This is a genomic window from Bacillus sp. FDAARGOS_527 (assembly GCF_003812125.1).
Classification (GTDB): Bacteria; Bacillota; Bacilli; order Bacillales; family Bacillaceae_G; genus Bacillus_A; species Bacillus_A paranthracis.
Genome location: NZ_CP033795.1, coordinates 576,209 through 599,088, shown reverse-complemented (window position 1 = coordinate 599,088; position 22,880 = coordinate 576,209). Strand labels below are relative to the sequence as shown.

Annotated in this window: 22 protein-coding genes and 1 riboswitch; of the genes, 6 read left to right on the top strand and 16 right to left on the bottom strand. The window is 35.9% G+C overall.

Translation table 11 applies throughout. The features are described 5' to 3' along the window. The first annotated feature begins 16 nt into the window (after positions 1–16). Positions 17–181: riboswitch (yybP-ykoY riboswitch) on the top strand. A 91-nt stretch (positions 182–272) separates the two neighbouring features. Together EGX95_RS05410 and EGX95_RS05405 are read left to right on the top strand one after the other, a co-directional pair. Next, complete coding sequence (locus EGX95_RS05410; protein WP_000383318.1) at positions 273–1,067, top strand: TerC family protein; 795 nt, start codon at positions 273–275, stop codon at positions 1,065–1,067. 202 nt (positions 1,068–1,269) lie between these two features. Beyond that, positions 1,270–2,121, top strand: a complete 852-nt coding sequence (locus EGX95_RS05405; protein ID WP_000893050.1) for a formate/nitrite transporter family protein — start codon at positions 1,270–1,272, stop codon at positions 2,119–2,121. 27 nt (positions 2,122–2,148) lie between these two features. Here the strand turns inward: EGX95_RS05405 and EGX95_RS05400 are convergent, their stop codons facing one another. The 9 genes from EGX95_RS05400 to EGX95_RS05360 form a co-directional block, all read right to left on the bottom strand. Continuing rightward, positions 2,149–2,460 carry a cyclic-phosphate processing receiver domain-containing protein gene (locus EGX95_RS05400; RefSeq protein WP_001103779.1) on the bottom strand — a complete coding sequence of 104 codons (312 nt, stop codon included), beginning with the start codon at positions 2,458–2,460 and terminating at the stop codon, positions 2,149–2,151. A 14-nt stretch (positions 2,461–2,474) separates the two neighbouring features. Next, positions 2,475–3,197, bottom strand: coding sequence for a prepilin peptidase (locus EGX95_RS05395; protein WP_063246735.1), 723 nt, complete (start codon positions 3,195–3,197; stop codon positions 2,475–2,477). Between the two features lie 112 nt (positions 3,198–3,309). Beyond that, on the bottom strand, positions 3,310–4,020 hold the full coding sequence (locus EGX95_RS05390; protein WP_000147208.1) for a LutC/YkgG family protein: 711 nt from the start codon (positions 4,018–4,020) through the stop codon (positions 3,310–3,312). Beyond that, positions 4,020–5,441 carry a LutB/LldF family L-lactate oxidation iron-sulfur protein gene (locus EGX95_RS05385; protein WP_000061914.1) on the bottom strand — a complete coding sequence of 474 codons (1,422 nt, stop codon included), beginning with the start codon at positions 5,439–5,441 and terminating at the stop codon, positions 4,020–4,022. Before EGX95_RS05385 ends, EGX95_RS05390 begins: the two co-directional genes overlap by 1 nt. A gap of 16 nt (positions 5,442–5,457) precedes the next feature. Then, positions 5,458–6,177 (bottom strand): (Fe-S)-binding protein, encoded by a 720-nt coding sequence (locus EGX95_RS05380; protein ID WP_000869149.1) that lies wholly within the window; start codon positions 6,175–6,177, stop codon positions 5,458–5,460. A gap of 168 nt (positions 6,178–6,345) precedes the next feature. Then, complete coding sequence (locus tag EGX95_RS05375) at positions 6,346–7,035, bottom strand: FadR/GntR family transcriptional regulator (protein ID WP_255254326.1); 690 nt, start codon at positions 7,033–7,035, stop codon at positions 6,346–6,348. A 226-nt stretch (positions 7,036–7,261) separates the two neighbouring features. Then, positions 7,262–8,662: a sensor histidine kinase gene (locus EGX95_RS05370; protein ID WP_000494834.1), complete on the bottom strand. Its 1,401-nt coding sequence runs from the start codon at positions 8,660–8,662 to the stop codon at positions 7,262–7,264. A 3-nt stretch (positions 8,663–8,665) separates the two neighbouring features. Next, positions 8,666–9,337 (bottom strand): response regulator transcription factor, encoded by a 672-nt coding sequence (locus EGX95_RS05365; protein WP_000049881.1) that lies wholly within the window; start codon positions 9,335–9,337, stop codon positions 8,666–8,668. Further along, positions 9,330–10,304, bottom strand: a complete 975-nt coding sequence (locus tag EGX95_RS05360) for a YncE family protein (RefSeq protein ID WP_001232397.1) — start codon at positions 10,302–10,304, stop codon at positions 9,330–9,332. Before EGX95_RS05360 ends, EGX95_RS05365 begins: the two co-directional genes overlap by 8 nt. 136 nt (positions 10,305–10,440) lie before the next feature. Between EGX95_RS05360 and EGX95_RS05355 the strand changes: the two genes are divergently transcribed. The 4 genes from EGX95_RS05355 (at position 10,441) to EGX95_RS05340 (ending at position 15,704) form a co-directional block, all read left to right on the top strand. Further along, positions 10,441–11,556 carry a CdaR family transcriptional regulator gene (locus tag EGX95_RS05355; protein WP_000898630.1) on the top strand — a complete coding sequence of 372 codons (1,116 nt, stop codon included), beginning with the start codon at positions 10,441–10,443 and terminating at the stop codon, positions 11,554–11,556. Positions 11,557–11,673: 117 nt separating this feature from the next. Next, positions 11,674–13,086, top strand: a complete 1,413-nt coding sequence (glcD, locus tag EGX95_RS05350; protein ID WP_000890742.1) for a glycolate oxidase subunit GlcD — start codon at positions 11,674–11,676, stop codon at positions 13,084–13,086. Next, positions 13,083–14,411, top strand: a complete 1,329-nt coding sequence (locus tag EGX95_RS05345) for a (Fe-S)-binding protein (RefSeq protein ID WP_000209636.1) — start codon at positions 13,083–13,085, stop codon at positions 14,409–14,411. The genes glcD and EGX95_RS05345 overlap by 4 nt, the downstream gene beginning before the upstream one ends. A 465-nt stretch (positions 14,412–14,876) precedes the next feature. Further along, positions 14,877–15,704, top strand: coding sequence for a CAP domain-containing protein (locus EGX95_RS05340; protein ID WP_000747604.1), 828 nt, complete (start codon positions 14,877–14,879; stop codon positions 15,702–15,704). 40 nt (positions 15,705–15,744) lie between these two features. Here EGX95_RS05340 and EGX95_RS05335 read toward each other — a convergent pair whose 3' ends face one another. From EGX95_RS05335 to potC, 7 genes are all read right to left on the bottom strand, one after another. Continuing rightward, entirely contained in the window at positions 15,745–16,350 is a 606-nt protein-coding gene (locus EGX95_RS05335; RefSeq protein WP_000598981.1) for a DUF1648 domain-containing protein, read from the bottom strand. Positions 16,351–16,441: 91 nt separating this feature from the next. After that, a complete protein-coding gene (locus EGX95_RS05330; protein WP_000448365.1) occupies positions 16,442–17,365 on the bottom strand; it encodes an RluA family pseudouridine synthase in 924 nt (307 codons plus the stop codon). A gap of 98 nt (positions 17,366–17,463) precedes the next feature. Further along, complete coding sequence (locus tag EGX95_RS05325) at positions 17,464–17,880, bottom strand: hypothetical protein (protein WP_000490288.1); 417 nt, start codon at positions 17,878–17,880, stop codon at positions 17,464–17,466. Between the two features lie 101 nt (positions 17,881–17,981). After that, positions 17,982–20,174, bottom strand: a complete 2,193-nt coding sequence (locus EGX95_RS05320; RefSeq protein ID WP_000856416.1) for an MMPL family transporter — start codon at positions 20,172–20,174, stop codon at positions 17,982–17,984. 109 nt (positions 20,175–20,283) lie between these two features. Then, entirely contained in the window at positions 20,284–20,901 is a 618-nt protein-coding gene (locus tag EGX95_RS05315) for a phosphatase PAP2 family protein (protein ID WP_002027288.1), read from the bottom strand. 86 nt (positions 20,902–20,987) lie between these two features. Then, on the bottom strand, positions 20,988–22,037 hold the full coding sequence (gene potD / locus EGX95_RS05310; RefSeq protein WP_000772494.1) for a spermidine/putrescine ABC transporter substrate-binding protein PotD: 1,050 nt from the start codon (positions 22,035–22,037) through the stop codon (positions 20,988–20,990). Positions 22,038–22,076: 39 nt separating this feature from the next. Then, a complete protein-coding gene (gene potC, locus EGX95_RS05305) occupies positions 22,077–22,877 on the bottom strand; it encodes a spermidine/putrescine ABC transporter permease PotC (RefSeq protein WP_000714204.1) in 801 nt (266 codons plus the stop codon). Positions 22,878–22,880: the final 3 nt, after the last annotated feature.

The following is a 22,880-nucleotide window of genomic DNA, read 5'->3' as shown; positions in this document are numbered from 1 at the left end:
AATGAGAGTACAATAGCATATCTCCAAAGGGGAGTAGCGTCCAAGAATATTTCTTGGAAACAAAGTCGTCATTACGTAGAACTTAGTTCTTCCGGCTTTGTTGGCATTTTCATTACATATGTCTAGCAAGACCTTTGCCTATTAACGGCAGAGGTCTTTTTTGCATTCATTACCAAATTCTTCCAAAGTTAATAGGCAGGAGTATGGGGAAACTAAATAGTGGGGAAATTCTTCACTTATTTAGTACTTATAGAAATGAGAGGAGAATGTACATGGATGTATCATTATTATTGGAGTATGGTTGGGTATTACTCATCCTAATTGCACTAGAGGGGATTTTAGCGGCTGACAACGCTCTTGTTCTTGCAATTATGGTAAAACATTTACCAGAAGAAAAAAGAAAGAAAGCACTATTTTATGGATTAGCAGGGGCATTTGTTTTCCGTTTCGGATCGTTATTTATGATTTCGTTCCTAGTCGACGTATGGCAAGTGCAAGCAATCGGTGCCATTTACCTTATGTTTATCGCTGGTAATCACTTATTTAAAACGTATGTTAAAAAGAATACAGATGAAGAAACAGAAGAAAAAGAAGCAAAGAAAAAACAAGAGAACTTTTGGTGGACCGTATTTAAAGTTGAAGTTGCAGATATCGCCTTCGCAGTTGATTCTATTTTAGCTGCTGTTGCATTAGCAATGACTTTACCAAAAACAGGATTAGGTACAATTGGTAGTCTTGATACTGGACAATTCGTTGTTATCTTTGTAGGTGGACTTATCGGATTAATCATTATGCGATTTGCGGCAACTGCTTTCGTACAAATTTTAAAACGTAAACCAGGACTTGAAACTGCGGCATTCTTAATTGTAGGTTGGGTTGGTGTGAAACTAGCAGTTTATACGTTAGCACACCCTGCATTAAATGTAATTCCGCACTCATTCCCAGAATCTACACCATGGAAGCTTATATTCTGGATTGTATTAGTTGGAATCGCAGCTGGTGGTTGGTTCTTCTCAAAAGAAGTAGAAACAAAAGTAGAAAAGAATTTAGACGAAAAAGCGCTGTAATTACAGTGCTTTTTCTTTTTTCCTTGTCCCCTCTCTATGTCCAGAAAAATTCTATTATACTATCTTCTGCAAACGCTTTCTTAATATATGTATGTCCTTTTTGTGAAACATTGCACAAACTTATTGAAACTATAAAAGAATCCATGTACTTTATTCATATAAGGAGTATTTATAGATGATGTACTAAAGGAGCGTATTACTCATGCTAGAACAAGGATTAGATTATGTTGTCAAACTGGCTAAGAGCAAAAAACAAATGTTAGATACAAACCCGATGCAATATTTCATTCGTGCAGCACTTGCGGGTATTTATATCGGTTTTATTATTGTTCTATGCTTTAAATTAGGTAACTTTTTTCACATTGCAGATTCACCAGCAACTTATTTAGCTGCTTCTATGTTTTTCGGAATTGCTCTCGTACTTATTATATATGGTGGTGCTGAATTGTTTACTGGAAACACAATGTACTTCACTGTAGCAACATTAAGAAAAGAAACAACACTATCTGATACACTTCGTAACTGGGTTGCTTGTTATGCAGGTAACTTAGCGGGTGCTTTATTCTTTGCCTTACTATTTTACGCAACTGGCATTTTTGAAGCAATTGATCACGGTCATTTCATGAATAAAGTAGTAGAAGGAAAAATGAATACACCTACAATGCAACTATTCTTTAAAGCAATTTTATGTAACTGGCTTGTATGTCTTGCTTGTTTCTTACCTTCTCAAGTTAAAGGTGATACAGCAAAAATTATGATGATGATGATGCTCGTTTTCACATTCTTCTTATCTGGTTACGAGCATAGCATCGCAAACTTATCACTGTTTGCTTTATCTTTAATTTCACCGCATCCTGAGACAATTTCTTTTGCAGGTGCTATTCATAACTTAATTCCAGTTACAATCGGTAACATTATTGGTGGGTCTGTATTTGTCGGTATGGTATACCATTACTTAACAAAGAAAGTACCTGACGTGAAACAAGAAGAAACTGAATTAGGAGCAGCTCAACAAGAAGAAATCATTCCGTTGCAAGCGCATATGAAACATTAAAAACTCCAAAGTTTTACTTTGGAGTTTTTAGCTCCCCACATATTTAACAACAAGATTAGGATTAATCTCTCCTTCTTCCTTCCCCTTATTCATTCTCTGTTTCATCTTATGCATACCGATGACATCATTCGTATGAAAGTGTATTTCATTTACATATAAACCCTCTTTACAAAAAGCTTCGACAAAATCTAATCCACTTTTTTCTCCCCATGCCATATTGAAATCAAGGGAAAGAACATTCACCTCATAATCTCGTACCATTTGCAAAGCACATTCTACTGTAGTTGCGAGCACGTAACCGTACGGACAACTTCTTTGATCATCCATATATACATTCATTTTCTATCCCCTCTCTATTTTGCATACGTGACCAACATGTAACATATTGCCCCGAGGCTAATAAAAGGACCAAACGGTATTTGAATCCTCATTTTCATACGTTTTAATACGAGACCAGCTCCAAAGAAACAAAGACTAAAGCAAGATGCTAAAAATAAAACGATAAAAATCCCTTTCAGTCCCACTATAAATCCAAGTAACGAAAGTAATTTTACATCCCCTCCCCCAAGCCCTTCTGGATATATCTTTTGCATGCAGTATAACAAAATGAATATAACGCAACTACCAACTATACTATCTATCCAGGTGACTAACGGTATAAAAGCACATTCTAAAATGAGTAAACAAGCAAACCAAGCTAAAATACGATTTGGAATTAACATATATATGTAATCTGTAACTGAAATAATAAGAAGTAACGAAAAAAGTGATAAAACGATAATAAGCTCTCGTTCCACCCCAATCATATATACAGTAAGAAGGCATATCATTCCAGTTACAAGTTCAAATACTACGTACAAAATTGAAATTTTCCTCTTACAATTCGTACAACGCCCTCTTTGCATACAAAAAGAAATGATTGGAATCAATTCTTTTGGCTTTAGCACATACTTACAATAATGACAATATGAACGCGGGGTTATGATAGACTCCCCTAGCGGAACTCTCATCGCAATTACCATAAAAAAAGAACCAAACACCATCCCCGCTAACAATGCATATACATAAGTGAACATCCCTTCCTCTCCTTTCCAAAAGAACATAGCAAAAAAAGGAGAGAACTTCTACTTCATATTATCTCTATTCTATTAAAAAAGCAGGCCATTTTCTGGCCTGCTTTCCCCTATTTTATACGATGAAATATACTGCTTTTAATGGTCCATGTACTCCGACAACAAGATTCATTTCTATATCTGCCGAGTTACTAGGTCCTGTAATAAAGTTAATACAAGATGCCACTGTCTCGCCATTTTCTACACGCTTGTTCATATCCTCAACTGCTTGTGTAATACGAGGTACAAGTGTTTCACGTGGAATAATAGCAAGGTATACAGTCGGTAAAAAGTGTAAAGAACGGCCTTGGCCTTTATGACTTTGTACAACGATCGTACCAGATTCGGCTAAAGTATAATCACTAAATGCAATTCCAATATTCGCTCTTTCCGCGATACGCATATTCTCTTCTTTTTTCTCAGGATCCCATACGTTCACTTCAACATTTTGCTTTGGAAGTTCTTCTTTAAATAAAGAAGTCAATCCATAAGAATCAAAACGTTCATCTGCCGATAACATAATAGGTCCCCCGCCGTTTTCAACGATTACTTTTTGAATATCTTCACGTAAACGGTCATTTGTCGTTTCCACAACAGTTGTATGAATGTTTGTACATTGATTTTTAAATACTTCTAACAATTCTTCTTGTGAATAATTTTTTAACGTTTCTTTATTCACATTGTTTTTCCATACTGGACGTTTTACACCATCCGTTTTACGCGCGCGTCCAAGTTCTTTTGCAATATTTTCTAGAAAGGACTCACGGTTTTGAATTAATCCTGTCATTATTTGTCCCCGCCTTTCTTATGATCTTTATACCAATCACGGAATCGTTCTTTACTTGGAGCCGGGAATTCACGAATATCTGTCCAGTTTTTAAGTGGCCCAACACCTTTTGATACACGGTTACCAGATGTAAATGGACTCATTGCTGCTGGTGCCATCTTTGATCCCATTTTATATAAAGCTGCTGAAGATGCACCCATACTAAACATTTTCATTGCTAATTTTTCTGCAAGTGGAGCACGACCTTCTTGCTCAACGATAACTTGACGATGTTTTAATAATAAATCATGCAATGGGATTTTTACTGGACAAGCTTCTGTACACGCTCCGCATAAACTAGAAGCATAAGGAAGCTCTTTGTAATCATCATATCCACCTAAAAGTGGTGTTAATACCGCCCCAATTGGTCCTGAGTATATAGAGCCGTATGAATGTCCACCAACATGTCGATATACAGGGCATACGTTCACACAAGCAGCACAACGAATACATTGCAACACTTGACGGAATTCAGATCCAAGAATTTGAGAACGACCATTATCAACCACAACTAAGTGGAATTCTTCTGGGCCATCTACTTCCTCTTCTTGAATTGGTCCCGCTACCGTTACATAACTTGTTAACTTTTGACCTACTGCACTACGACATAGTAAACCAACTAAAACATCTAATTCTTCCATTGTCGGAACCATACGTTCCATACCCATAACCGCAATTTGTGTTTTTGGAATCGACATAACAAGGTCGGCATTACCTTCATTTGTTACTAAACAAAGAGAGCCAGTATTTGCAACAGCGAAGTTACAACCTGTCACACCAATTTCAGCATCCATAAATTTTTCACGAAGTTGTTTACGAACAAACTTTGTCATTTCGTATGGATCATCAGAATTTTCATAGCCAAGCTTTTCTTTAAATACGTCACGAATTTGCGTTCTATTTTTATGAAGAGCAGGCGCAATAATATGTGAAGGTGGATCGTTATCTACTTGCAGAATATACTCTCCTAGATCACTTTCTAACACTTCACAACCGATTTCTTCAAGCGCATGGTTCATACTAATTTCTTCTGTTACCATTGACTTTGATTTTACTACCTTTTTTGCCTGCTTCTTTTTGGCAACGTCTTGAATATACTTTGCTGCTTCCTCTTTCGTTTTCGCAAAGTACACATGTCCGCCTCTTTTGGATACATTTTCACTTAACTGCATTAAGTAATAATCAAGATTTTCTAACGTATGTTGACGAATTTCTTCACCGAGTTCACGCCATTCTTCCCAGTTTCCTAATTCATCTGCTGCTTTTAAACGATTCGTATATAAGCGTGTTTGTGCAGAAGATACTGCTCCGCGCATAAACGAATCTTGAATTCCATCGCCAACGCGATCATTAAATTTTTTCTCACTGATTTTCATAGACATAGCTTATGTTCCCCCTTCATGAGCGACTATTCAGTACCTCAGCAATATGCATTACTTTTATTTCTTTTCCTAAACGCTCAATACGTCCGCCAATGTTTAACAAACACCCACAATCTGCACCGATTAAATAATCAGCGCCTGTTTCCATTGCACTATCTACCTTTTCATCTACCATTTGCTCAGAAATTGGAGTCATCTTCACTGAAAACGTTCCCCCAAACCCGCAACAATTTTGCACATTTGGTAACTCTCTCACAGTTAACCCTTTTACATTTGATAATAAAATTCCTGGTGCCTCTGTTACTCCAAGCATACGTGTCATATGACATGATTTATGAATAGTAGCAATCCCTGGTAAACTTGCACCAACATCAGTAACCTTTAAAACGTCTACAATAAATTGTGTAAATTCATATGTTTTATCAGCAACTTTTTGTGCACGTTTAGCCCACTTCGGATCATCTTTAAAAACATGCGGATACTCATGAAACATTGTCGCACAAGAACCAGATGGCGTAACGATATATTCTGCATCTTCAAAAGTTTCAATCATATGTTTCATCGCTTCTTTTGCAGCTTCTACATGGCCGCTATTATAAGCAGGCTGACCGCAACAAACTTGTGCTTCTGGAAATTCAATTTCACAACCTAAACGCTCCAACACCTCAACTGTTGCTTTGCCGACATTTGTTTCAAACATATCGACTAAACAAGTAACAAATAAAGTAACTTTCATAATTATTACTCCCCCTTTTTACAACTCCACCAACAAACATATGGTCATCAGATGACTAAAGAGAGAAGAAATAGGCTCAACCATGGCCTATCCTCTCCCTCTTCTAAAGAAAACGCTTACTTAATCTCTCTCTATTTTATCAGAAAATTAGATTTTTAAAAGATTAAATTAAGAATTTATATCGTTGCTACCTGTGACAATATGTTCTACATTTGTTAAATGATCTAGCATTGCTTGCTGCGCTAATTCTACATCTTGCTTTAACACTGCATCATATATAACTTGATGCTCTTCTATAAGTCGTTCTGATGTTGTTTGTTCACCATATAAAATAATGCGTCTTGATTCACCAATCGTTTCAGCAATCATCTCTGAAACATGATTCATAAGTTCAAGCAAAATGTTGTTATGCGAAGACTCTGCAATTCCCATATGGAACTGAAAATCTGCTTTTTCACCAGCTTTTTCATCTCCAACGCTCTTTGCCATTTCATCTAACCAATGCTTCATATTTTGCAAATTATCTTCCGTACGTTTTGCCGCAGCTGCTCGAACTGCCCCCACTTCAAGCACCTTTCGTACTTCTAATAAATTCAAAATATCTTCTTTCTTCATCAATAATCTATTGTTTAATGATTTTGTTAATGAAGAAGAATCGAAGTTCTTCACATATGTACCTTCTCCTTGTTTCATCTCAATTAAGCCCATTGCTCTTAGCGCACTTAGCGCTTCACGAACAGCAGATCTACCAACTTGAAACTGCTCAGCTAATTGATGTACAGGAAGTAGTTTGTCACCAGGTTTTAACGTACCATTTTTAATCATTGTTAAAATAGCTTCAGATACTTCTTCGTAAATCTTTTTCGGTTTAATAGATTTGTACTCCAGTTAAATCACCTCAGTATCTTCCAAACAACAATTGAAACGATTTATAAGAACTTTGCATCATAACTATTTTAGAACGAATTGGTAAGAAGTACAAATGTTTTGTTCATAAAATCGTCAAAATTCCGATATTTATTACATATTAATTTATATCTTACGTATAATTATTGTCTTCCATATAAAGAGCATGCCCTAAAAATTAGAACATGCTCTCCTCATCCTGTACTTTCAATTTAATACTAACCGTCGTACCGTTCCCTTTTTCACTTTCAATTCGCCACTGTCCGTCATGTATATGAACAATTTGTCTTACAATTGCCAGGCCTAAACCTGTTCCACCATGTTGACGACTTCTCGCTTTATCAACTCGGTAAAAACGCTCGCCAAGGTTTTCCAAATGCTCTGTATCAATACCGATCCCCGTATCTTTTATGTTCAATTCACAGTAATCATCTATCTGTCTGAGCGTTACCATAATATCCCCGTTTTGATTTGTATACCGTATCGCATTATCTAACACGTTATGAAGCACCTGTTGCATACGATCCTCATCAATCATTACAATGATTTCTGGATTTAAATTTGTTGAAATACGAATTTTCTTTTCTATAAACTTAATCTCATACGTATCTAACACATCTTCAATTAGTTGTGAAAAAACGATAGGTTGTTTCTTTAACGGAAAATGTTCACCTTCTAATTGTGCTAAATCTAATAAATCATGAACGAGACGCTGCATACGATCTGCTTCTTTATGAATAAGCTGTGTTACTTTTTCCTGTTGTGGTCCCTTCGCTACACCGTCTAAAATAGCCTCGCTATATCCTTTTATATAACTAAGCGGTGTTCTTAGTTCATGCGAAACGTTGGCTAAAAACTCCTTACGCTTTACGTCTTCTGTCTCCAAAGAATTTGCCATTTTATTAAATGCTTTTCCTAATCGCCCAATTTCATCTTCAGAAGAAATTGTAATTCGTTCTGAGAAATCCCCCGTAGCCAAATGATTGGCAACTCGTTCCATTTGCGAAAGTGGTTTCGTAATAGCAATAATAATTTTTCTACCAATCCATATTGTCAGTAAAGTTATAGCAAGTGCTAACGGTGCTAAAATAAGACCCATATCATATATTAAGTCTTTTATACTTTTTAAAGGAATATAAGAATATACAATACCAACTAATTTTTTATTTTCTAAAACAGGGATGACAACCCCCATAATATTACGGTCAAAATGTTCCTCGTATCCTATCTTTGTCACAGTTTTTCCATCTAATAATGCTTGCCTGTCCCCTTCACTTATAAGAGAATGATGGTGCACATCAAATGGTAAACATGCACTTAAATCACGTGGGTTCGATACGAAAAGAACGTCTGAACTAGATATTTGATCAAATGCTCTTACTTTCTCTTCAAAAATTGATATTCCTTCGCGCTTATCATATTGCGCAGAAAGACGCTTCCCTTCCATTACTAATGAATCTTTTAAATTATCAACGTATAGCTTTTCATACGAGTATAAAGATACAAAATAAAGAAAGGAAACTGTTACAAATACTGCACATACTACTGTCAGCCAAAGCTTCTGTACCATCGTAAACATACGTTACACCTCAAATTTATATCCTACACCCCAAACAGTTTGAATGTAGTTTCCACTTTCTCCAAGCTTCAAACGCATCGTTTTCACGTGCGTATCTACGGTTCTTGTACTTCCGGCATAATCATATCCCCATACCTTTTCCAGCAATTGTTCTCGGCTAAATACTTGTCCTGTATGTTGGCAAAGAAAATAGAGTAAATCAAACTCTTTTACTGTAAGAGAAATTGGCTCACCATCCACCTCAATTTTCCTACTTTTTTCATTAATAAGGATCGGTCCAAACTGAAATTCCTCTTGTTGCTCTTGCTTTGTATAACGCCTTAATACAGCTTCCATACGAGCAATTAATTCGCCAGGACTAAATGGCTTTACAATATAATCATCTGCTCCCATACGTAAGCCGTTCACCCTATTCCACTCTTCACCTTTTGCTGTTAAAAATATTATTGGTACATCTGACGTTTTTCTAATTTCTTTACAAACTGAAAGTCCATCCATCTCTGGCATCATAATATCTAGTACAACGAAATCATAATGATTTGTCTCTAATTTTTTTAGAGCTTCTTTTCCATTTTCAGCTTCTCCCCACTCGTATCCGAAATTATCTAAGTACATTCCGACAAGTTGTCTCATATCACTTTCATCATCTACAACTAGCACCCTATATTTACTCATTGTCCTTCCCTTCTCTCTCTATGAGTTGAAACGGTCCTTTTCCGACTTTAATTGTTTGTTTTATTTTCAAGTTCTTCATATCCATGACGCACACTTCATCACTATCATAGCTTGCTACGTATCCTTCTGCTCCGCTCTTCAAAAATGCAAATGGGTTTGATCCTACTTCTACAGAAGCCACCTCTTTATACGTGCTAACATCAAACTTTCTAAGCGTATTCGAACCGTGACTTAATGCATATACGTACTTATGATCCTTCGTAATATTCACAGGCATAAACGGAGCGTGTAAAGAACGTACCATTTCTCCGCTCTGCAAAGAATACACTAATACTTTCTCATTTACCTGATTTCCATCACCATGTCCGCCAATCCATATTTCTTTCCCATCTGGACTAATTGTTGCCCCCGTTGACGCTGGTGGAATCATAAAGGATTGTATTACTTCTTTTTTCTTTGTATCAATTGTCGTTAGCTTCGTATCATAAAAGTTTAATACAGATAACTGGTTATGGTACTCTACCATCGTTATTGGTCCTTTTCCTGTCGAAACATTCCCTGTTTCTTTTCCATTAATCGTAAAGAACCTTATCTTTTGGGCATTTTGATCGGCAGCAAATAATTGCTTTTTATCTTCTGATACGACTACATTTACAATGCCTTTTCCTGTTTTATATTTTTCCACTTGCCTTCCTTCTGCTAGTGAATATACATACATGTACTCTAACTGCTTACCATATACAAGTATGTCCTCACCGTTTGGAAGTAGTGCAATCCCTGCCATTGGTTCGTTAAGTTCCCATGTCGTAATTAACTTTTTAGTATGTTTATCAATAAAACTAAGGCTACCTTCTTTTATATTCGTTGTTATAATAACGCTTTTATCTTTAGCAATCGATATATAGGAACTTCCTTGACACCCTACTAATAGAAATAAAAAACAGAGAAGAAAAACAGACTTTCTCAAAAGATCCCCTCCATCTTCGGATGATTTCGTTATAATTGTAAAATAACAAATAAATGTGTGGAAAGTGTGAAATTTCCCTTTCCTACTTCATTTACATATATAATGTACAACAAATAGAATTTGAGGTGTGCCAATTATGCTTTTTCCTGATTTAGCAAATAAAATTGTACGAGAAGTACGCAGACTAATTAAAGAAAATATTATTATCATTAATATACAAGGCGTTATTATCGCAAGTACAGATATAGAAAGAATCGGCCAATTTCATGAAGGCGCACTCCGCTGCGCAAAACAAAAGAAAACTGTCATTATTACAAAAGAGGATGAACGACGTTTGCAAGGCGTAAAGGCAGGTATGAATCTCCCTTTACTATTCCATGACGAAGTAATTGGTGTCATTGGAATTACAGGCGAACCTGAAAATATTTCACAATACGGAGAAATATTACGTAAAATGACCGAACTACTCATCCATGAAAACTACTTTTTAGAACAACTAGAACTTGAACACCGTTCTTATGAGGCATTTGTCTTTGATTGGCTTCAAAATACAGACTGGTCTCCAAGCTTTCTCGATCGTGCCAAAACACTTGGTATTGATTTATATAAGAAGAAACAACTTATTTTGTTCTCTATCGATCAAAATGACACGATGCTTCAGCGTAAGATTTGGCAACACGTACGCAATCTATTAACAAAGGAGCATCTATTTGTTCGCTGGGGAAATGATCGATTCATTTTATTTACAGCCACGAACTCCAAAGAGCAAACATATCAATTTTTAAAACGATTAAAACAAGACTGTGAAACTTTGTTTTCTATTCCTTTATATATCGGGATTGGCCAATCCGTTACGCCAAGCAATATGAATTTATCGTACGAACAAGCATTACAAGCTCTTTCCGTATCACTTGAAACGAAAAACATTGTATTTAATGAAGATTTACGTTTAGAAATGTGCTTACAAGATATTTCTGCGGAAACGCGGGAACAATTTCTAAAGCGCACCATCGAAAACTTACTATCATCGCCTGAACTTATGCACACTTTACGTTTATTTATTGATTATAACCAATCCTATAAACAAACAGCGGAGCAATTACATATACACATTAACACATTGCATTATAGACTTAAAAAAATTGAGGAGTATACAGGACTTGATCCGAAACAATTCAAAGACTTAAATATTTTATATTTCTCGCTCCTCTTATTAGATAATCAAACAAAAAAGAATGATAAAACAGATTAATCTTTAGATGATTATACATAGAAAGAATCCCCCGACTTTTTTATCATTATAATGAAAGCACTGTGACAACGTTTTTTATTATGACTCATTACGTTAACAGTTTGAGGGGGATTTCCAATGTTAGAAAAACAAATTATTGATTCATTCGTATCCATTGTTGGCGAAGATAATGTAGATACATCCAATATGGGGCGTTTAACGTATAGTTATGATGCCACTCCAAACTTCCAAGCAATGCCTGATGCAGTCATTGCTCCTCGTAATACAAATGAAGTAGCTGAAGTATTAAAAGTATGTAACACTCACAAAATCCCTGTATATGTTCGCGGGTCTGGAACAAATCTTTGCGCAGGGACATGTCCACTTGAAGGCGGTATCGTCCTTATCTTCCGCCATATGAATAACATTTTAGAAATTGATGAAGAAAATTTAACAATTACTGTACAAGCTGGTGTTATTACGCTTGATATTATTAAAGCAGTAGAAGAAAAAGGTTTATTTTATCCACCAGATCCAAGCTCAATGAAAATTTCTACAATTGGCGGTAACATTAATGAAAACTCGGGTGGATTACGTGGATTAAAATATGGCGTAACACGTGATTATGTGATGGGGCTTGAACTTGTCTTACCAAATGGTGATATGATTCGCACTGGTGGTAAATTAGCAAAAGATGTAGCTGGTTACGATTTAACTCGGTTATTTATCGGTTCTGAAGGAACACTTGGCGTCGTAACAGAAGCAATATTAAAACTTGTTCCTATGCCTGAAACGAAGAAAACGATGCTTGCACTCTATGAAGATATTAATGAAGCTGCACGTGCTGTTTCTTCTATTATTGCAAATAAAATCATTCCAGCGACACTTGAGTTTTTAGACCAGCCGACAATTGAAGTAGTAGAAGAGTTTGCTCAAATCGGTTTACCAACTGACGTAAAAGCAATTTTATTAATTGAACAAGACGGTCCGCCTGAAGTTGTTAATCGAGATATTGAAAAAATGGCTAACGTTTGTCGTTCCATGAATGCAGTTGATGTTCGCGTCGCAAAAGATGAAGCGGAAGCAGATGCGCTTCGGACAGCTCGCCGTAGTGCACTGTCAGCACTGGCAAGATTAAAACCTACTACAATATTAGAAGATGCAACGGTACCACGCTCACAGATTGCTCCGATGGTTGAAGCGATTAATGCCATTGCCAAAAAATATAATATTCCTATTTGTACGTTTGGCCATGCTGGCGATGGCAACCTACACCCAACTTGTATGACAGATGCTCGCAACGAAGAAGAAATGCACCGAGCTGAACAAGCTTTTGCTGAAATATTTGCGAAAGCAATTGAACTTGGTGGCACGATTACTGGTGAACATGGTGTTGGTGCGATGAAGGCTCCGTATTTAGAAATGAAGTTAGGTAAAGAAGGTATTGCTGCTATGCAAGGAATTAAACAAGCCTTCGATCCAAATAACATTATGAATCCAGGAAAGATGTTCGCGAAGGACACTCGTAAAAGAGTGGTGGTTGAGCGATGACAACATTAAATAAAGAAAACATTCAAAAGGAATTTAAAGAACGATTAAGTGAAGATGAACTACTAAACTGTATGCGATGCGGTTTCTGCTTACCAACTTGCCCTACTTACATTCAATCTGGATATAAAGAATCACATTCCCCGCGTGGACGTATCGCATTAATGAAAGCGGTCGTTGACGGCTTAATTGAGCCAGATGAAGATGTTGAAAACACATTAAATGTTTGCCTCGGCTGCCGTGCTTGTGAACCTGTTTGTCCATCTGGTGTGAATTATGGACATTTATTAGAAGAAGCTCGTGATATTATAAATCAAAACAAAAAGTTTTCAATGCCAGTGAGAGCTGTTCGTAAAGTCGTTTTTGAAGGACTTTTCCCGCATCAAAATCGAATGAGAACATTAACAGGATTAATCGGATTTTACCAACGTTCCGGCTTACAAACGCTAACACATAAAACAGGGATTATGAAGTTATTCCCTGAAACACTTGCAACAATGGATCTCGTTTTGCCTAAGGTCCCTAAAATGAAAGCAATGAAAGATCGCCCTGAATTTTTACATGCTGAAAGTACGAAGAAGAAACAAGTTGCATTCTTCACAGGTTGTTTAATGGATACAATGTTTTTAGAAACAAATAACGCAACGATGAAACTGCTTCAGTTAGCTGGTTGTGATATCGTTATTCCGAAAACACAAAGTTGCTGCGGGGCATTACATGGACATGCTGGTGAGAAAAATGGGGCAAAGGAATTAGCAAAACGCAATATAAAAGCATTCGAAGATTTAAACATCGACTATATTATTACGAATGCTGGTGGTTGCGGAGCTTACCTCGTAGACTACGATTACTTGTTAAAAGATGATCCACAGTGGGCTGAACGTGCAAAGCAGTTCGTTTCTAAAATTAAAGATATTACTGCTATTCTAGTAGAACTAGATTTCCATAAACGTAATGACTTACGAGTCACGCCGCAAGTTATTACGTATCAAGACTCTTGTCACTTACGCAATGTTATGCGAACATCTTCAGAACCTCGTATGTTACTAGAAGCAATTCAAGGCGCAACATACCGCGAAATGAAAGATGCAGATCGTTGCTGTGGTTCTGCTGGTATTTATAACATTGTTCATTCAGAACTATCTATGGAATTTCTAGATTACAAAATGGACCGTGTGCATGAAACAGAAGCAGCAACCATTGTTACTGCAAATCCAGGTTGTTTATTACAAATGAAATTAGGCATTGAACGAGAAGGTCTTTCTCATAAAATGAGAGGAATTCACATCGTTGATTTATTATTAGAAGCAATTGAAACCAACTCGTAATAACTCGTAACATACGTAATAATAGGAAAACGGCTATCTCCTTCGTCTATGTAAAGAGATAGCCGCTTTTTTGTCCGCTACAACATTAAAAATATGTTACTTTATTATAAAAAAGAACAACAGAAACATTACAGTTTTGTAAAAATCAATCCATTATATTCCTCAAAAAAACGCTCAAACCATTGATACAATAGGATTCTTCATTTTCAATATAGGTACATTTATCCAAAAACCGCGTCTTATAACCAAGTATAAAAATGCTGAAAATTCCTTTTATACTCTATGTTTCTCTTATTTTTCCCCTTTTCCCCTCTTAGGATAAATTAGGTAAATTTTAAGTCTATGAATTTTTTTCCATCTTTTTTCTCACAAAATCTATGCTACGATGAATTTGTCAGTCAGACAGGCTGTCAAAAACAAATCGTGTGAAAACAAATTAAAACTTTATATAGGGGGACACACATCATGAAAAAGCGTGTTTTATTATCTGTAGCTGCTGCAACGGCTCTTACTTTAGGAGTATCTTCTCTAGATGCACAAGCTGCAACAGTACAACCATCTAACGTAAAGGTTCAAAATATTCAGCATTCAAAAGTGATGATGAAGCAAATGAGCCAACAAGAATTACAAGCATTCTTACAATCTATGGGCGTTGAGTCATTAGCACAATGGCAACAAGGAAACTTCCAACCAAATTGCATTATTCCTGGTCAACAACCTACTGAAAATGTTGTAACTGAGCAACCGACAGCTAAGCCAGAAACTCAAAAGCCGGCTGAGCAAAAACCTGCCGAGCAAAAGCCTGCTGAAGAAGTTCAAAAACCAGAAGCTCAAAAGCCTGCTGAAAACAATAATACGCAAAAACCGGCTGAACAAAAACCAGCTGAGCAAAAGCCTGCTGAAGAAGCAAAATCTTTAAGCGAATTCGAACAACGTGTTGTTGAATTAACAAACGCTGAGCGTGCAAAACAAGGTTTACCAGCTTTAAAAATCGACACTGAATTAAGCAAAGTAGCACGCATTAAATCTGAAGATATGCAAAAAAATAACTACTTTGATCATAACAGCCCTACATACGGGTCTCCGTTTGACATGATGAAGAAATTTGGTATTTCTTATACATCTGCAGGTGAAAACATCGCCCAAGGCCAACGTACACCTGAAGAAGTAGTACAAGCTTGGATGAACAGTGCTGGACACCGTGCAAACATCTTAAATAATGGCTTCACTCACATCGGTGTTGGCTATGTAGAAAGCGGCAACTACTGGACACAACAATTTATTACGAAGTAAATAGATTAAAAGAGTCTTCTCATTATGAGAAGACTCTTTTTTACGTTTCATAACTTTCTATTATGTATGAGTATAAAGCGTAGAACATAAACAAAATAGAACCACCACTTATTACGCTAAGTAACACATAAAATCCCCATTTCAAGTTCAAAAACAATGAAAACAATATACTACATGCCATCACTTGAAAAATCCGTCTACTCACTAAACGGATTTTTTTTAATTTGATTGGGTCTTTTTCCGTACTCTGAACTTTTTTAAACGCCTTACTAAGCATAAAGAGAAACATACTAATCCCTATTGTTAGTCCTGTTTGAAAGGATATCATGCTTCCAAAATTAATAAAGAGAATGAGCATATGGATAAACAACATAAATAAAGTAATCGTCTTTAGAAATCCACTTATAATGACATGCTCGTCTTCATTAAACTTATATATATTATGTGAAATAATATACATCAATCCATGTAAGAAAATAATAAGACAAGGAATAAGTGCTATAACAACTTGTTTACTCATAAACTCGTTTGGCCGACCATTTCCATCCCAATGTACCGCCAAATGCTCTTGTAAATATGGATAGAGACATAGAGTAACTAAAAAACAAGCGAAAAATATTCCTAGTATATATTTATATTTGATCAAGTGATTCTCACCCCTCTTTTCTCTTAACGGCTTCGCTTCTTTTAGAGAAATTCCTGCAAAAATCTACTTTTCTCAACTTTAAACTTACACTTTACGCATTTACTCTTTGAAATTCTTTCATTGTGTCATTTAATTTTGTAGGAAATGGTACATCCACTTCAATCTCTTCTTTCGTAATTGGATGTAAAAAGTTTATCTTCATCGCATGTAACGCTTGCCTAGACATATATTTCGTTCCTCCACCATATAAAACATCCCCAACTAACGGATTACCATTATAGCTCATATGAACACGAATTTGATGGGTTCTACCAGTTTCTAATTGTAACGTTACAAGCGTAACATTTTGTTTTCTAAAATACTTCTCTACTTTATAATATGTAATTGCTTGATCTCCCTTTGGAGAAACACGTCGTCTCGTCGCATGATGGCGATCTCTTCCGATAGCCGCATCAATCGTTCCTTGCTTCTTTTTCACTTTGCCTTCTACAAGAGCTGCATATGTTCTTTTAATTTTTCGTTCCATTAATAAACGATCCATAATTGCACCAGCAATTCTATGTTTGGCAAACACGACACCACCTGTCGTATCTTTATCTAACCGATGAATATGACGAACCTTCGTCTCTAAACCTTGCATTTGAAAATGAAAGGCAACAAGATTTGCAAGAGTTCCCATCCCGCCTTTTTCAGAAGGGTGCGTATCCATCTTCTCAGGCTTATTGACAATGAGTACATGATCGTCTTCATATACTACATGTAATTCACCATATTCAGGCTCTACACCGTATTCTTCCTCCATAAACATATGAACTTGCAACTTATCGCCTTCTTTTAAAAGCTCATTCCATCTTCTCTGTTCTCCATTAACGGTAACACCTTTTTCCATACGAAGCTGATGTAACAACTTTTTCGGTATTTCCCATTCTATTTTTAATAGCGACTCAATGCTTATACCATTCCATTTCGCTGGCACAGTCATTTCGCACCATTCGCCCTTCTTCTTCGTTTCCATACTGTATCACCTTATTTCTATTGATTCTCTCATTGTAACGGAAAATACACTTTGATGCACCGTCAAAAATAGAGGACAGTCTTATAATAGACTGCCCTTCACGCTCTACGCCTTCTCATTTCCTGCAACACTTCTTCCGCTTTTTGTTCATACGATAAATCTTTAAAGAAATCCGCCAATCTCTTATAATCGTTATACGTATCTAATAAGTCATCCATCTTTTCTGTTTTCATCACTTGTTGTTTTTGCTTCATTTTTACCGGATAACGATAGCCCGATACTTCTTGTATTTTGTAATACTCATCCTCTACTTGAATGACCTTTACAAGTTCCTCTTCTTCCGCATCCATCGTATACCCATCAAAATCTCTAAGCAATTCATAAATGATATGAGTCCATTCATCTTTTGGATAAAACCCTTTTTCTAACCGATAACCGACAATGCGATACAAATGCCCATCGTTTTCTGCAAACTGTACTGTATCATTTAGCTTAAACTTAAAATAACGAAACATTGCCTTCACCTACTTATATGTAATGTTCTTATCACATACTATTTGCAAAATGTAGGTCTTGCTATTCATAAAAAAATACTCATCTTATAGATGAGTATTTTTTATGATGATTTTTCTCTCTTCTTTCGAAATGGTAACCACCAATTCCAGTCTCCAAACAATTTCATTAAACTTGGTACGAGCATAAGACGAATAATTGTTGCATCAAGAAATATCGCTAATGCAACGCCAAGCCCCATTTGTCGTACTGGTAAAATATCAGTAAAAGCAAACGCACCAGTTACAACAATCATAATTAAAGCGGCTGACGTAATAATTCTACTTGTTGACACAAGTCCTTCTAACGTCGCCTGATCGTTATCTCCTGTTTCTTCATATAATTCATGGATACGTGAAATAAGAAAGACTTCATAATCCATGCTAAGCCCAAAGACGAGGCCGAAAATGAAGATTGGTAAAACAAATAGAACTGGACTTGCTTCTAAACCAAAATGACCACCTTCGAATAACCAAACAACAATTCCAATTGTTGCGCTTAAACTAAGTATATTCATAATAATCGCCTTAATTGGAATGAGTATAGATCGAAATGCAAATAATAATATAACAAAAGTCGATCCAAATATAACAGACATACCAATTGCAACTTTATCTTTAATTTCATCTTCTAACTCTTGTTGGAACGTCGTCATTCCGCCTAGATAATACGTAACATTCGTTTCTTTATAATTTTGTTTAAAATCACGCACCCACTGTTTCCCAATTTCTGTACGTGGTTTTGTATGTAAAAAGACTTCGATTGTTGTCTTATTTCCTTTCGTATACGATTCAAATACCGGAGCTATTTTAGCAGCTTCTGGCGACTGTAACATCCCCGCAACTTGCTCTGATTTCATTCCATTTAAACTGTCGTATAAACTTCTTACTTCATATACTTTCTTATCATCTTTTAACTTTTGAACGACTTCTTCTACCTTTTGTAAACTTTCTTTTTCTTCCATATCTTTTTTCGTCTCTACGACTAACGTAACATCAGCATGTGTTTTTGCAGTTTTATTAAATGCCTCTTCGTACTTCTCATATGCAATTCTTGTATCACTTTGTTTAGGTAAAGCTTCTACGTCAGGGAACTGTAAATTAGCTGTACGTAATGGTAATAAACAAATCACAATAAATGTTGTAACAACAATAATCATCGCAATTGGATGTTTCATTACAAATTGTGCAAATGTACGCCATGCCTTTGCCGGCGTATGTGCTACTTGATTCTTTTTTAATATTCGTTTACCAATTAATGATAATAACGCTGGAAGAAGTGTGAGCGAGAATACAATACTCATAATCACAACAATCATTCCACTAATTGCGACAGACTGAATATAATCGATTTTAAAGAAAAACAAACCGGATAGGCCAACGAATACACATAATCCTGAAAATACGATTGCCCGCCCTGCTGTCTGATATGTAATTGCTATTGCTTCTTTTACCGTTCGCTTTGCAACTTCCTCTCGAAAACGATTTACAAATAATAGCGCAAAATCAATAGATAGCGCAAGTCCGATCATCGGTGCAACATTTAGCACAAAGATAGATAGTTCCTTATCACTACCTATAAAATATAATATGCCCATCGTACTAATAACACTAAGTGCCCCATTTACAATTGGTAAAATAGATGCCAAAAGGCTACCGAATGAAAATAGTAATACGAGAAATGCAATTGGTAACCCAATCATCTCTGCCACTTTTAAATCATTTTGCGTTCTTTCATTAATCTCTTTATTAATTTTCGGAAACCCTGTAGGTGTTACTTTTAATGCTGTATTACTTTCCTTTTCAATTTTATCAGCAAATTGTAATGTCTTTTCCATTCGTTCTTTATTTGTTTTCCCGGAAAATAAAATTGTCGCATAGCCGATATCATCTTGTAACAATTCTTTATTTTGCACTGGATGATGAAAAGATTCATATGTCTCTTTTTCTTGTACATTTTTTACAATTCCCTCTACTTGCTTTTGAAATTCCTCATTTGAAACGCCTTTATTTTTTTCAAAAACGAGTAACAGCGTATCTTGAGACCTCTTAAAATCTTTATCTAAAATTTCTTTCGTTTTTTGATAGTCCCCTTCCGTTTGAAAGCCATCACCACCTAATACTCCCGGTAGCTTTGGAGCGAAAATACCGAGCGCTATCGCAAGCAATAATAATGCTACTATTACTGTATAACGGAACTGATACAAAAAAGCTCCTAATTTTCCCCACTTATCTACTTTATGTACATTTGTTTTCACACATTTTCACCTACTTTACATCATTCAATTGTTACTTATAATGTATCACATCTTCATGCAAACAAAAAACGTCTGGAAACACTATAATGATAGTTTTTCCAGACGTTTTTTATCTCTCTTTATTAAGTCCCAATCTCTCGGTAAGTAAACGATGGCAATAAATCGCCATAATTAATAAAATACCACCTACACAATAACCTGCTAAAATATCAGTTGGATAATGTACATTTAAAATGACTCTACTTAATCCAATCGATACGATTACTATTCCCATGAAAAGCGTTATTACATATTTTCCGGTCACACTCTTCAAATTTGCCACAATGATATAAGTAAGAAATCCAAATGTCATAATAGATAACATTGCATGCCCACTAGGGAAACTATATCCAAGCGCATCCAACGTTTCATTTAACGACGGACGATCCCTTTTCATAATTTCTTTTATTCCTTTATTCACAAGATGTGTTGTTAAAATGCCCATTGGATATACGATCATCGCAGCATAATAACGTTTTCTCCAAAAAACAAGTAAACTTATAATAAGCACAGTTACAATCCCAATGGCAGAACCTAATTTTGTATAGTGTGAGAAAAATGTAAGCGAACTTTCTGTTTGTAACCCTTTTACTACCCCTCGGACATATGTATCCATCACTGTAACGCCGCCAGCATGTACTCGCCAAGCAACAATGCCAAATACAGCAAATAATAAACCGATACACATTACCTCATATTGATGCAACTTCTTCAAACGATTTCCTCCTACTATGAAAAAATGCGATTTCTACTGTAGAAACCGCATTTTCTTACTTATTTACCTTTTGTTTTTAACTCTGTCCAGTAACGGTCGTAGTCTTTTAGCTTATCGTCTACATCAACAAGCCATTCTGTACGATCTAATTCTTCTTTCGTTAAGAAGATCATGTGGTTATCACGATATTCTTTACTATGAAGAGGGTGAGCTTTTTCATTTGGATTACTGTATCCAATTGACTCGTAGTTTTTCACACTTACTTTTTCATCTAATAAGTAGTTCATAAACTTCTCTGCAAGCTCTTTGTTTTTTGCACCTTTTGGAATTGCTAACGTATCAGCCCAAATTGTGCCGCCTTCTTTTGGTACAACGTACTCTACATCTTTATTATCTTTTGCGATAAATGCTGCATCTCCAGACCAAACTGTTCCGATCCAAGCATCTTCTGTAATGAATTTTTGTTTAATATTATCTGTATCAAATGCTAATAGGTTTGGAAGTAGCTTCTGTAAATCAGTTGCTGCTGTCTTTAACTGTGCATCGTCTTTCGTACTGTTTGAGAATCCATGCTTCTTAAGACCCATTCCTAACACTTCACGAGAATCATTTAATAAAGTTACATGCCCTTTATATTTCTCATTCCATAAGTCAGCCCAGCTTGTAGGTGCTTCCTTCACATACTTTTTATTGTATGCAATACCTGTTACGCCCCAAGTATATACTAAAGAATATTTATTCTCTGGATCAAACGCAGGTGTTTTGAAATTAGAAACCATGTTTTCGATATTTGGGATATTCTTTTTATCTAACGGCGCTAATAAATCCATTTTCGCCATTGTTTTCACCATGTAATCAGATGGCTGAATTAAATCATACTTTGCGCCACCAGCTTGTAATTTCGCAAGCATTTCTTCATTACTTGCATACTTATCATAGTTAATTTTCACGTTATATTTCTTTTCAAAATCTCTTAGCACTTGCTCATCAAAATTGTCAGCCCAGCTATAAATGTTTAACTCTTCTTTTTTTTCACCACAACCAGCAAGTACACCAGCAATAAGGCTAAAGCTAATTGCTGCGCCGGCTAATCTTTTCATTAATTTCATCGGTTTTATTACCTCCTCGTACTTTCTATATCGTTCGTATTATAAAGGAAGGTGTCCTCCAGAGTTTTCTTCACCATCTGCACCTTTGTTACGGAAGATTTCAGATAGAACCATTAATCCTACGATAGCCACAATTAAAATTGTAGAAAGTGCATTAATTTCTGGTGATACTCCGCGCTTAACCATACTGTAAATGTATAATGGCAATGTTGTTGATCCTGGTCCTGATACGAAGAAACTAATTACAAAATCATCAATTGATAATGTGAATGTTAATAATGCAGCCGAAATAACTCCAGGTGCAATTGCTGGGAACGTTACAAAACGAAACGTTTGCCACGGCGTTGCTCCTAAATCGTTCGCAGCCTCTTCTAAATCACGTCCCATACCAGAAAGGCGTGCTGCTAAAATAACGACAACAAATGAAATACTAAATGTAATGTGTGCAATAATAATTGTTGTTTTACCAAGTTCCATACCTAATTGACTAAATAAAATAAGTAAAGATAATCCCATTAAAATATCAGGAATTAAAATTGGTAAATATACAAGACCGTTAATCGCACCTTCATAACGATATTTATAACGATGTAATGCAATTGCGAAAATCACACCAAGAACAGTCGTTACAATCGTCGTTACGACCGCAATCGTCATACTATTTACAAACGCATCAATAACATCTTGTTTTTGAAATAAATCTGTATACCAATGGAATGTGAATCCTTCCCATTCCGCATTAATGCGAGAATCATTGAAGGAATACACCATTAAAACCATCATTGGAAAATACAAGAACAATAAAATTAACCAAGAATAAGAAACTAAAAACTTCTTCATCTT

Bases quoted from the DNA above. Each gene is read 5' to 3' on its own strand.
- EGX95_RS05395 (WP_063246735.1), bottom strand. From the start codon at position 3,197: ATGTTCACTTATGTATATGCATTGTTAGCGGGGATGGTGTTTGGTTCT.
- EGX95_RS05405 (WP_000893050.1), top strand. From the start codon at position 1,270: ATGCTAGAACAAGGATTAGATTATGTTGTCAAACTGGCTAAGAGCAAA.
- EGX95_RS05315 (WP_002027288.1), bottom strand. From the start codon at position 20,901: ATGTGTATCGGTTTATTATTTGCTGTATTTGGCATTGTTGCTTGGCGA.
- EGX95_RS05325 (WP_000490288.1), bottom strand. From the start codon at position 17,880: ATGTTTCGTTATTTTAAGTTTAAGCTAAATGATACAGTACAGTTTGCA.
- potC (WP_000714204.1), bottom strand. From the start codon at position 22,877: ATGAAGAAGTTTTTAGTTTCTTATTCTTGGTTAATTTTATTGTTCTTG.
- EGX95_RS05370 (WP_000494834.1), bottom strand. From the start codon at position 8,662: ATGTTTACGATGGTACAGAAGCTTTGGCTGACAGTAGTATGTGCAGTA.
- glcD (WP_000890742.1), top strand. From the start codon at position 11,674: ATGTTAGAAAAACAAATTATTGATTCATTCGTATCCATTGTTGGCGAA.
- EGX95_RS05340 (WP_000747604.1), top strand. From the start codon at position 14,877: ATGAAAAAGCGTGTTTTATTATCTGTAGCTGCTGCAACGGCTCTTACT.
- EGX95_RS05380 (WP_000869149.1), bottom strand. From the start codon at position 6,177: ATGAAAGTTACTTTATTTGTTACTTGTTTAGTCGATATGTTTGAAACA.
- EGX95_RS05330 (WP_000448365.1), bottom strand. From the start codon at position 17,365: ATGGAAACGAAGAAGAAGGGCGAATGGTGCGAAATGACTGTGCCAGCG.
- potD (WP_000772494.1), bottom strand. From the start codon at position 22,037: ATGAAATTAATGAAAAGATTAGCCGGCGCAGCAATTAGCTTTAGCCTT.
- EGX95_RS05355 (WP_000898630.1), top strand. From the start codon at position 10,441: ATGCTTTTTCCTGATTTAGCAAATAAAATTGTACGAGAAGTACGCAGA.
- EGX95_RS05365 (WP_000049881.1), bottom strand. From the start codon at position 9,337: ATGAGTAAATATAGGGTGCTAGTTGTAGATGATGAAAGTGATATGAGA.
- EGX95_RS05385 (WP_000061914.1), bottom strand. From the start codon at position 5,441: ATGTCTATGAAAATCAGTGAGAAAAAATTTAATGATCGCGTTGGCGAT.
- EGX95_RS05345 (WP_000209636.1), top strand. From the start codon at position 13,083: ATGACAACATTAAATAAAGAAAACATTCAAAAGGAATTTAAAGAACGA.
- EGX95_RS05410 (WP_000383318.1), top strand. From the start codon at position 273: ATGGATGTATCATTATTATTGGAGTATGGTTGGGTATTACTCATCCTA.
- EGX95_RS05390 (WP_000147208.1), bottom strand. From the start codon at position 4,020: ATGACAGGATTAATTCAAAACCGTGAGTCCTTTCTAGAAAATATTGCA.
- EGX95_RS05400 (WP_001103779.1), bottom strand. From the start codon at position 2,460: ATGAATGTATATATGGATGATCAAAGAAGTTGTCCGTACGGTTACGTG.